At 71.5% G+C, this 10,549-nt stretch carries 8 protein-coding genes and 1 pseudogene; 3 read left to right on the top strand and 6 right to left on the bottom strand.

Annotation, left to right across the window (positions count from 1 at the left end):
• Positions 1 to 303: pseudogene (locus tag TW83_RS21200) on the top strand (hypothetical protein); the annotation flags it as partial.
• Between the two features lie 123 nt (positions 304 to 426).
• Here the strand turns inward: TW83_RS21200 and rsmA are convergent.
• From rsmA to lptF, 6 genes are read right to left on the bottom strand one after another with little or no spacing between them, the layout of a single operon-like run.
• Positions 427 to 1,272, bottom strand: a complete 846-nt coding sequence (gene rsmA / locus TW83_RS15045; protein ID WP_045983591.1) for a 16S rRNA (adenine(1518)-N(6)/adenine(1519)-N(6))-dimethyltransferase RsmA — start codon at positions 1,270 to 1,272, stop codon at positions 427 to 429.
• A gap of 55 nt (positions 1,273 to 1,327) precedes the next feature.
• Positions 1,328 to 2,293 (bottom strand): 4-hydroxythreonine-4-phosphate dehydrogenase PdxA, encoded by a 966-nt coding sequence (pdxA, locus tag TW83_RS15040; RefSeq protein ID WP_045983590.1) that lies wholly within the window; start codon positions 2,291 to 2,293, stop codon positions 1,328 to 1,330.
• Positions 2,290 to 3,561, bottom strand: a complete 1,272-nt coding sequence (locus TW83_RS15035) for a peptidylprolyl isomerase (protein ID WP_045983589.1) — start codon at positions 3,559 to 3,561, stop codon at positions 2,290 to 2,292. Before TW83_RS15035 ends, pdxA begins: the two co-directional genes overlap by 4 nt.
• A 31-nt stretch (positions 3,562 to 3,592) precedes the next feature.
• Entirely contained in the window at positions 3,593 to 5,974 is a 2,382-nt protein-coding gene (gene lptD, locus TW83_RS15030) for an LPS assembly protein LptD (RefSeq protein ID WP_052714925.1), read from the bottom strand.
• Positions 5,971 to 7,080, bottom strand: a complete 1,110-nt coding sequence (lptG, locus tag TW83_RS15025; RefSeq protein ID WP_045983588.1) for an LPS export ABC transporter permease LptG — start codon at positions 7,078 to 7,080, stop codon at positions 5,971 to 5,973. The genes lptD and lptG overlap by 4 nt, the downstream gene beginning before the upstream one ends.
• Positions 7,077 to 8,198: an LPS export ABC transporter permease LptF gene (gene lptF / locus TW83_RS15020; protein ID WP_045983587.1), complete on the bottom strand. Its 1,122-nt coding sequence runs from the start codon at positions 8,196 to 8,198 to the stop codon at positions 7,077 to 7,079. Before lptF ends, lptG begins: the two co-directional genes overlap by 4 nt.
• 110 nt (positions 8,199 to 8,308) lie before the next feature.
• Here lptF and TW83_RS15015 point away from each other — a divergent pair, with 110 nt between their 5' ends.
• Positions 8,309 to 9,892: a leucyl aminopeptidase gene (locus tag TW83_RS15015; protein ID WP_045983586.1), complete on the top strand. Its 1,584-nt coding sequence runs from the start codon at positions 8,309 to 8,311 to the stop codon at positions 9,890 to 9,892.
• Between the two features lie 132 nt (positions 9,893 to 10,024).
• Complete coding sequence (locus tag TW83_RS15010) at positions 10,025 to 10,474, top strand: DNA polymerase III subunit chi (RefSeq protein WP_045983585.1); 450 nt, start codon at positions 10,025 to 10,027, stop codon at positions 10,472 to 10,474.
• Positions 10,475 to 10,549: the final 75 nt, after the last annotated feature.

The following is a 10,549-nucleotide window of genomic DNA, read 5'->3' as shown; positions in this document are numbered from 1 at the left end:
GACGCGCGCGTCGAGCCGCGTCAGGACCCGCGTCCCGACCTGTCCGAGGAGAACGCACCGCAGTTCCTGCAGCAGCCCAGCCTGCCCGAGGTGATGCCTGCCACTGAGGACGACGGCGGCGCCGCCGTCCGCACGCCCGAGGCGGAAGCCCCGGCCAAGCCCGCACGGACCCGCGTCTCTCGTCCCCGCGCGCCGCGTGCCGTGTCCGAGGACGGGACGCCCGCGCCGACCCGCAGCCGCCGCAAGCCCGTGGCCGAGGCCGAGCGTCCGGCTCCTGTCCGCCCCGAGGGCGATCAAGACTGATCCGGGCGGATCATCGGAGGAATGGGAGAGGGCGCGCCAGATCGGCGCGCCCTTTGTCGTAAAGATCCCATGAAGGGCGTCATTTTGGGCGTCCGCCGTCGATGCGGGGCCAATGGCGCGGGATCAGCCCTGCCGGGCCGCCTGAAGCGCGCGAGCCAGGGCGCAGAAGCGTTCCAGCTCGATTTCCTCGGCGCGGGCGGTGGGGGGGATGCCGACGCTGTCCAGCAGCGCCTCGATCTGGGGGTGCAGGCCTTTCAGGCTGGCGCGCAGCATCTTGCGGCGCTGGTTGAACCCGGCCCCCGTGATCTGTGACAGGATCGCCGCATCGGCGGGGAAGCGCGGCTGGGGCAGGGCGGTCAGGTGGACGACCGCGGAATGGACCTTGGGCGCGGGCACGAAGGCCTCGGGCGGCAGGGACATCACGATCTGCGCGTCCGCCCGCCACTGCGCCAGCAGCGCCAACCGGCCATAGGCCTTGGAGCCGGGGCGGGCCACGATGCGTTCGGCCACCTCGCGCTGGAACATCAGCGTCAGCGATTGCCAGAAGGGTGGCCAGTCCCGGGGCGTCAGCCAGCGGATCAGCAGTTCGGTTCCCACGTTGTAGGGCAGGTTCGCGGCCACGCGGATCGGCGGTGTCAGGTGTGCCAGCGGGTCGATCTGCAGCGCGTCGCCGGTGATGACCGTCAGGCGGCCGGGGTAGGCGTCGGCGATCTGTTCCAACGCAGGCAGGGCGCGGGGGTCCTTTTCGATGGCCAGCACGTGTCGCGCGCCGCAGGCCAGCAGGCCGCGGGTCAGACCGCCGGGGCCGGGACCGACCTCGAGGACGTCGCATCCGGTCAGGTCGCCCGCCTGCCGCGCGATCTTGTGCGTCAGGTTCAGGTCCAGGAGGAAGTTCTGGCCCAGCTGCTTTTTCGCGCGCAGGTCATGGGTCGCGATCACCTCGCGCAGGGGGGGCAGGTTGTCGATCATCGCGAGGTCCTGGGGGCGGGGGCGCGCCAATGGGTATTTGGGCAAAGGAGAAACCTCATGCCCGGCTGTCCGCCATGGAGCGCGCCAGACGCAGCGCGGCGATGGTCGAGGAAGGATCGGCCAGCCCCTTGCCCGCGATGTCGAAGGCGGTGCCGTGATCGGGCGAGGTGCGGATGAACGGCAGGCCGAGCGTCACGTTCACCCCGCCGTCGAAATCCAGCGTCTTGATGGGGATCAGGCCCTGGTCGTGATAGCAGGCGACGGCCGCGTCATAGCGCGCCCGCGCGGGGGCGTGGAACAGCGTGTCCGCCGGATGGGGGCCGGTGACGTGCATGCCCTGATCGCGCAGACGTGCGATCAGGGGGGCGATCATGTCGCGGTCCTGGGTGCCCATCATGCCGCTTTCGCCCGCATGGGGGTTCAGCCCCGCAACCGCGATGCGCGGGGTGGTCAGGCCGAAATCGCGGATCATCGCGGCATGGGTCAGGCGGATCGCCTGTTCCAGTGCCTGTTCGGTCAGGGCTGTGGGCACGTCGGCCAGGGGGATGTGGATCGTCGCGGGCACCACACGGCAGGGTGGCGTCACCGTGGTCGAGGCCAGCATCATCGCCACCGGCACGTCGCCCGCCAGTTGCGCCAGGAATTCGGTATGGCCCGGGAAAGCGAAGCCCGCGCCGCGGATCAGGGCCTCCTTGCTGATGGGGGCGGTGCAGATCGCGGCCACGCGGCCCGCCATCGCCAGATCGACGGCGCGGGCGATGACCGCGACGACATCGGCCGCATGGGCAGGGTCGGGGCGGCCGGGCGTGGCGGGGCCTGCGAAGTCATGGCGCAGCACCGGCAGGTGGCCGGGCGGAACGGCATCGTCGGGGTCCGCGACCGGGGTCCAGGCGGCAGTCGGAGGCAGGTGGCGCGGATCGCCCATCCAGACCAGGTCCACGCCCGCGGCCAGCGCCAGCGGCGCCAGTTCGGGGCCGATGCCCGCGGGTTCGCCGCAGGTCAGCAGGATGCGCGCCATCAGGGCCGCCGGATGATCGCGTCGGCCCGCAGATCGGCCAGCAGCCCTTCGGCGGCGGTGTTGATCTTGGCGTTGAACAGCCGGTCGCGGACGGCCTCGCGCGAGGGGATGCCCTGGACTTCGGGCTGGGGGATCGCGGCCTCGACCCCGTCATCGGGCAGGGCGGTGGTGGCCACCTGGGCCTGGGCGGCCAGCGCGGGCTGGCGCGAGCACAGCATCACCAGATCGGCCCCCGCGCCCGACGGGACCACCCCGGCCTCGTTCGCGTCCAATGAGGCCAGGCGCGCGCCGATCATCTGCGGGATCGCGCCCTGGGACACGGTCTGGCGCTGGATCTGGGCGGCGGCCTCGGGGCCTGCCTGGACGTAAAGGTCGTCGCAGCTGGTGGCCCGCGCGGCCAAGCTGGCCGCATCGGTGACCGAGGCCAGCCGCAGGGTCATGTAGTCCAGCACCTGTTCCCGCGCGCCCGGGCGCAGCGTGCCTTGGGCGTCGCGCAGGAAGAACAGGACCACCGCGCCTTCGACCGGTAGGGGCGGCGTGGTCTGGCCGGGCTGCAGGCCGGCGATGATCGGACGCAGGCTGGGCGGAAGGTTGTCCAGCGCCAGCAGTTCCAGCCGCCCGCCCGCCTCGGCCGAGGGGGTCGCCGAATACTGCCGCGCGGCTTCGGCGAACTGGGCCTCGGTCGGGCGCGAGGCGGCGATGCGTTCGGCCAGCTGCAGGGCCTGCGCCTCCTGTCCCGGAGGGGCGGGGATGATCAGCTCCGACAGCAGGACGCGGTCGATGATCGGCGTCTCGATCACGCGCTGCAGCTCCTGGTCGACCTCGGCGTCGGTGACGTTGACGCGGGGCAGCAGGCGGGCGCGCACGACGTCGCGCCAGACGGTGCCCGCCTCGACGAAATCGCGGAACACGCCTTCCTCGATGCCGGCGCGTTCCAGCTGGGCAATGAAGCCCGCCGCGTCCAGACCCGCGCGGCCTGCGAATTCCTCCAGCCCGGCCTGCAGCCCCTCGGGGGTGATCTCGACGCCGATCTGGCGGGCGGCCTGGATGCGCAGGCGGTCGTCGACCAGCGCCCGTTCGGCGGCGGCGGCACTGGCGTCGGGGGCGCCGATCACCTGCATGAACCGCATCCGCTGATCGACCTCATAGCGGGTGACGGCGCTGTCGTTCACATAGACGACGGGCGCGAACAGGTTCTGCGCCGCCGCCGGCGCCACGGCGCCCGTGGCGATCATCGCCGCCAGGGCGATACCCGAAAGAAATTGCCGCATGTCTGCCCTCATCTGGTCCTTGGCCCGCAGGTTAGCGCATGCAGTTGCGGCGCGCCACCGTGCCGGGGCCGTCTTCTTGTGCGCCGAACCCGCCAAGGCGGACCGACAGGTCGAAGCTGGTTTCCGCGCGCAGCAGGTCGCTGCTGCTGAAGCGCCGCGACAGGCCGCTTTCCAGCGTGATGCATTCGTTGCGATAGGCCACGCGCAAGGCCGCGCGCTGTGCCCGGTCGGCGGCGAAATCATACCGCGTCTCGGCCTCGCCCCACCAGCCGTCCGCGATCTGCCATCCGACATTGGCGGCCAGTTCGCTGGCGTTGACGACGCGGCCCTCGTCCTCGTCGCGGTCGATCCAGATATAGCCGGCCGACAGGTTCAGGTCCGGGCGCAGCCAGCCCACCCGCAGTTCATTGCGCGAGATGCGCGCCGAATCGTCGAACAGCGCGCGGTTGGCCACGGCCAGCCCGCCGCCATTGTCGAAGTTCGCGGCCAGCAGCCAATCCGAGCTGCGCCCGCCCAGGGGGCTGTCGGCGGCAAAGTTGTCGGCATCGCGTGCGCGCAGCACGCGCCCCCCGGTCACCCCGATCGACCAGCCGGTCGGATCGATCCGCGTCCAGGTGGCGCCGATATTGGCGCGCAGCCCGGTCTCGCGCACGTCCCAGCCCGGAAAGCGGTTGTCGGAGAACAGGTTGCCCTCGTCGAACTCGATCAGGCGGCTGTCCTCGTTCGGGATGTCCTGGTCGCGGCCGCGCGGCGAATAGATGACCTGGACCACCGGCTCGACGATATGGGTGGCGCCGCCCGTGCCGCCGGCCAGGGGCCAGCGCAGTTCGACCCCGACCTGCGGATCGACGCGGGTCACGACGTCGTCGAACTGGTCGTCCTGCGCGATGCGGTACAGATCCGCGTCCAGCCCGGCCAGGGCGGCCGCGACGATCCCGCCGGGCAGGATCTGGTTGCGCCGCCAGTCCAGGCCCACGGACGCGCGCGCCACGTCGCGACCGACCAGGTCGCTGTCCGACGGGCGGCGATGGGCATGGGCCGACCATTCCAGCAGCGCCTCGCCGCCGATCAGGCGTGGCGTCAGGCGGCGCATCCAGATGGCGTCGGCCACCTGCGCCGGAGAGGTCGCGTTGTCCTCGTCCTCGCGCAGGGTCTCATAGTTGCCGACGCGGCCCCAGAACAGTTTGTCGCGGCGCACGCGTTCGACGCTGACGCCGCTCCACAGGCGGTCGGCATCGGTGACGCCGTAATCCAGCAGATAGGCGCGGTCGCTGGCATGCTGGACCTGCAGGGCCAGGCGATAGTCGCGCGGCAGCAGGAACTGGGCTGCGCCGAACAGATAGCCGCGCGTCTCGCCCGGGCGCAGGTCGTCGCGGCTGATCGCGCCGTTCCATTCCGTGGCCCCGGTGGTGAAGGCCTGGCGATAGCGCAGCTCCAGCGTGCGGGTGCGGCTTTCGCTGACATAGGGGGTGACGGTCAGGTCGGTGCTGTCGCCCAGGGTCTGGAAATACGGCAGCTTGACCCCGAACCCCAGGCCCGATGTCGTGCGGATCTCGGGGCGCAGAAAGCCCGAGCGGCGTTCCACCGACGGGTCGGGCGCGGTCACACGGAAGGGCACATAGGCCAGCGGCACACCGAAGGCGCGCAGCTGCGGGCGGTCGAAGGTGATCAGCCGCGTGTCGGCGTCGTGGATGATGCTGCGGGCGCGGATCTCCCACAGGGGCGTCGGATCGGTCGCGCAGATCTGGCAGCTGGAGGCCACGACATTGTCCAGCTGGCTGATCCGTCCGTCCTCGCGCCGCTCCAGCCGGGTCGAGGCCAGCTGCAGTTCGCGAGCCAGCACCAGCCGCGCGCCCAGGACGATGCCGTCCTGCAGTTCGCTGTCCAGCTGGGCGCTGTCGGCGATCAGGATGGCGTCGGTCTCGGGGTCGGCGGCGCCGGGGCGGGACAGGTGGATCGGCCCCTCGATGGTCAGATCGCCGCTGTCGCCGTCGACGACGATCCGATCGGCGACCAGCCGGGCGCCCTGGTGCCAGACCACGACGCCGCCGGACGCGGTCAGGGTCTGGTCGCCCGCGACGTCGATCCGGTCGGCCAGCAGCGTGGCGGCCCCGGACTGCGGATCGCGCGGCCCGCCGCCGGGCAGGGTCACGTCGGCATCGGGTCCCACCACCATCGGGTTCTGGGGCGAGGGGGTGCGGTCGGCCACGGGCGCGCTGCCCAGGGCCACCGATTCGGGCGCCAGGGCCGTCACGCCGCTGTCGGCGGACATGCTGCCCGGCATGCCCGTCAGCGGCTGCACGCCCATGCCGTCATCGGCATCGAACATCGACTGGGCGGCCAGCGGACCGGACAGCGCGATCAGCGCCACCCCCGCCCGCAGCAGGCCCCGGCTTACCATGCGCGCGCTCATCCGTCCTCCCGTCTCAGGATCAGCCCCAGGGCCAGCATCGCGCCGACCAGGGGCGGCGTCCAGGCCGCCATCGCGGGCGGGATCTGCCCGTTATCCCCCAGAACTTGCGCCAGGTTGCGCAGAAAGAACAGCGCGATCCCCGCGCCGAACGCCATCAGCACGGCACCGCCGGTGTTGCGGCCCCGCACATGCTGCATGGTGAAGGCCGCGGCGATCAGCACCATCGCGGCCATCAGGAACGGGCGTGCCAGTTCGGTCTGGAACCAGACCTTGTGCCGGGCGGCGGAAAAGCCCGCGCGTTCCAGCCCGGCGATGAACTGCGGCAGCTGCCAGACCGGCACCGATTCGGGACGACCGAACCCCTCGCGGATGCGCTGGGCGGTCAGGTCCGACGCCAGTGTCATCGCGGCGCTGCGGGTCACGGCCGCCTGCGGATTGGGCTGATCCAGGGGAAAGTCGCTGACATCGCGCAGGTCCCAGGCCCCGGGGGTCAGCCGCGCCTCTCGGGCCTCGATGCGGCGGATCGGACCGGCCTCGGCGCCGAAGACCAGGAAGCTGGCGTCATACAGGGTCACGGCATCGGGGCTGGCGCGGCTGGCGCGGATCACGATCTGGCCGGCCTCCTCCCCGCCCTGCTGGACGGCCTGCCGCAACCATACGGCGCTGTCGCCCAGGCTGACGGTCTGGCTGCCGGCGCGGTCGATCTCGGCCACGGCGTCGTCGTAAAGCGAGCCGGTGGCGGCGACCAGCGGGTTCAGCAGGCCAACGGTCAGCGCCCCCAGCACGATCGCGGTGGCCACCGGGGCGCGCACCACGCGCAGCGCGGACCGGCCCGATGCGCGGATCGCCACCATTTCCGAACTGCGGGCCAGGCCCAGGAACAGCGTGATCCCGGCCAGCACCGTCATCAGCGGCAGGATGGAATAGAAACTGCCGGCGATGTTCAGCCCGGCCAGCCGCGCCGCCCCGCCCAGGCCGATGTCGCGGCCCGAAAAGCGGCGGATGATCTCGATCATGTCGATCAGGAACAGGATCAGCAGGAACACCCCCGCGATCATCATGAAGGCGCGCAGGAAGCGGCGCGCGACGTAAAGGGCCAGGATCATCGGGCGACCTCGCGTGGTCCGCGCGGCCGGGCGGCCAGCCACAGGAAGGACAGGCACAGCCCCGCGCCCAGGACGGCGGGCAGATACAGGAGTGGCCACAGCGCAGCATCGCGGCCAACCTGGTTCGCAGCCGCGTTGGTCAGGAACTGCACCGCGATCAGCGACAGGGTGGCCCAGCCCACCTGCCGCCACACCCCGAACCGCGAGACCCCGCCGATCAGCAGCGTGGCAAAGCCCAGCATCGCGGCGATCGGCGACAGCAGCGGCTGGGCCAGCCGCTCATGCGCCTCGCGCTGCGCGTCGGCGGCGGTCGCGCCGGTGGCCTCCAGGACGGCCGGGTCGGCCTGCAGCAGCGCCAGCGTGCCGAAATCGCGCAGGTCGCGGCCCCGGCTGCCGCCGCCCGCGAACATCGCCCCCACGTCATAGCTGAACTCGTCGAAACGGGTCACCGACAGGACCGGGCCGTCGGGGCCGGGGCGCAGGTTCTGCGCCATGCCCTCCAGCAGGATCAGGACCGGGCCGGTATCGTTCCGGACGACCAGCGCCTCCTGCGCGGTATAGGTGACCTGGTCGGCGGGATCGCGCGAATCCTCGATGAACAGGTCCAGCAGGCGACCGTCGCCCGCCACGTCGCGGATGAACAGCGTGACCCCGCGCGCCGGGTACTGGAAGCTGCCGGGGCGCAGGAACTGCGCGGTCACGTTTTCGGCAATCTCGGCGCTGCGGTCGGCCAGGCGGGCGCGGGCCATGGGCACCAGCCCGTGAACCAGCACCGCCACCATCACGCCGACGAAGACGCCAAAGATCAGCACCGGCCGCGCCAGCCGCCACGGCCCCAGGCCCGCCGACTGCATCGCGACCAGTTCGGATTCGCCGGCCAGGCGGTTGGTGCCATAGGCGGTCGCCGCGAATGCCGCCACCGGCAGCACGACCGAGATGACCAGCGGCAGCGTCAGCGCCGTGAACTCCAGAACCACAAGGGCGGTCTGGCCGTCGTTCAGCAGATCGTCGAACAGGCTGACCGCCCGGTTGATCCAGTAGACGGAGACCAGCACCAGAGCAAAGAACCCGAACAGCGTCAGCAGCTGTCCCAGGATGTATCGGTCGATGCGCGGCATGGATGGTCCTTGGCGTGACGTTCCGTCCTGCTTAGCGGCAAGGGCGGCTCTGGAAAAGGGCCGGGCGGGGGTCTAGGGTCGGCGCAACCAGACGTGAGGACCGTTTTGCAATGACCCAACCTGTCGAAATCAACTTCACCGAGGTCGCGCTGGACAAGCTGGCCGATCACAAGGGCCGCGTGGCCCTGATCATGACCGACGCGTCCAAGCTGCCGGGCAAGCTGCCCCGCGTGATCCGCGATGCGGCGACCCGGGCCCTGGCCTCCAAGGCGGGGCGCGCGCTCAAGTCCGGGCAGGCGCTGGAGCTGGCCTTTCCCGCGGGCATGGCCGCCGACGCGCTGATCCTGGTCATGCTGCCCAATTCCGCCACCCAGGCCGAGGCACGCCGCGCCGGGGCCGCCCTGGGCGCCAAGCTGGGCACCGGGCACACGCTGGTTCTGGCGGGCAGCCACAAGCAGGCCGGACAGATCGCCTTCGGGCTGGCGCTGCGCGGCTATGATTTCTCGGTCTACAAGACCAAGCCCGCGACGCCGGACGCCGCCCCGGCCCAGGCCGAAGGGCTGATCCCGGAACAGCAGGCCGGACAGGACGACGCCGTCCTGGGCGACGCGCAGGCGACCGAGGCCCCCGACAGCGCCGATGCGCCCATCGGCGACAAGGCCCGCGTCACCGTGATGGTCAAGGACCCCGAGGCATTGGCGAAATCCGCCCAGGACGCCGCCGCGGTGGCCGAGGGCGTGTTCTTCACCCGCGACCTGGTCAACGAACCCGCCAACGTCCTGACCACCACCGATTTCGCCGACCGCCTGCTGGCCATGCAGGAGATCGGCCTGGACGTCGAGGTCCTGGACGAGGACCAGCTGGCCAAGCTGGGCATGCGCGCCCTGCTGGCCGTGGGCCAGGGCAGCGAATCGCCCTCCAAGGTCGTGGTGATGCGCTGGAACGGCGGCGGCGACGAGGCGCCGCTGGCGCTGGTCGGCAAGGGCGTCGTCTTCGACACCGGCGGCATCTCGATCAAGCCGGGCGCCGGCATGGAGGAGATGACCATGGACATGGGCGGCGCGGGCGTCGTCGCGGGCACCATGCGCGCCCTGGCGCTGCGCCGCGCCAAGGCCAATGTCGTGGGCCTGGTCGGCCTGGTCGAGAACATGCCCGACGGGCGCGCCTATCGTCCCGGCGACATCCTGAAGTCGATGAAGGGCGACACGATCGAGGTCGTGAACACCGACGCCGAGGGCCGCCTGGTGCTGGCCGACGTCCTCTGGTACGCGCAGGAAACCTATCGCCCCCGTGCCATGATCGACCTGGCGACCCTGACCGGTGCGGTCATCATCGCGCTTGGCCATGACAATGCGGGCGTCTTCTCGAACGACGACATGCTGGCGGGCCAGATCCTGTCGGCCGCCAAGGCGGAGGGAGAGGGCGCATGGCGCCTGCCCCTGGGCGCGGCCTATGACGGGCTGATCAACTGCCGCCTGGCGGACATGAAGAACTCGGGCGGGCGCGCGGCGGGTTCGATCACCGCGGCGCAGTTCCTGCAGCGCTTCGTCAAGGAGGGCCAGCCCTGGGCGCATATCGACATCGCGGGCGTGGCCCTGCCGCCGGGTGGCACCGACCTGGCGCCCAAGGGCGCGTCGGGCTGGGGCGTGATGACGCTGGATCGCCTGGTGCGCGACGGCTTCGAGGACGCGTGAGCCCCGCGACGTCTGCGGTGCACGTCTCGTGCACCGCCTGCGCACGCCCCGGACGCCCGCGATCGTCGGCGTCCGGGGCGACGGCACCCCTTGCCGGCGGGCGCGCCGCCATCGCCGGGGTGCTGCGCTGACATGGGCAAGGCGCTGTTCTATCACCTGACCCGGTCCCCGGCCGAGGCGCTGCTGCCGGTCCTGTTGACCAAGGCGCTGTCCGCGGGTTGGCGGGTCGAACTGTCGGCCCCCGACCCGGATCGCCTGGACCGGCTGGACCAGCAGCTGTGGCAGGGCGACGGCTTCCTGCCGCACGGCCTGTCCGGCGGACCCCATGACGCGCGACAGCCGATCCTGCTGACCCTGCCCGATCAGCCCGCCGCCAACGACCCGTCCTGCCTGATGGCGCTGGACGGTGCCCCAGTTGCGCCCGATCGCGCACAGGCCGTGCAGCGGACCTGCATCCTGTTCGACGGGGGCGACGCGCAGGCGCTGGAACGCGCCCGCGCACAATGGCGCGAGCTGACCGCCGCGGGCGTCGAGGCGGAATACTGGTCCGAAGAATCGGGCAAGTGGGAACGCAAGCGCTAGGGCAGGACGGTCATGTCCGGGTGCCGGCCTTCCGGGGGGTCAGGGGGGCTGGCAGCCCCCCTGCCACCGTCCGCG

This window comes from Paracoccus sp. S4493 (assembly GCF_000967735.1).
Lineage (GTDB): Bacteria > Pseudomonadota > Alphaproteobacteria > Rhodobacterales > Rhodobacteraceae > Paracoccus > Paracoccus marcusii.
This window is presented reverse-complemented; position numbering and strand designations above follow the sequence as displayed.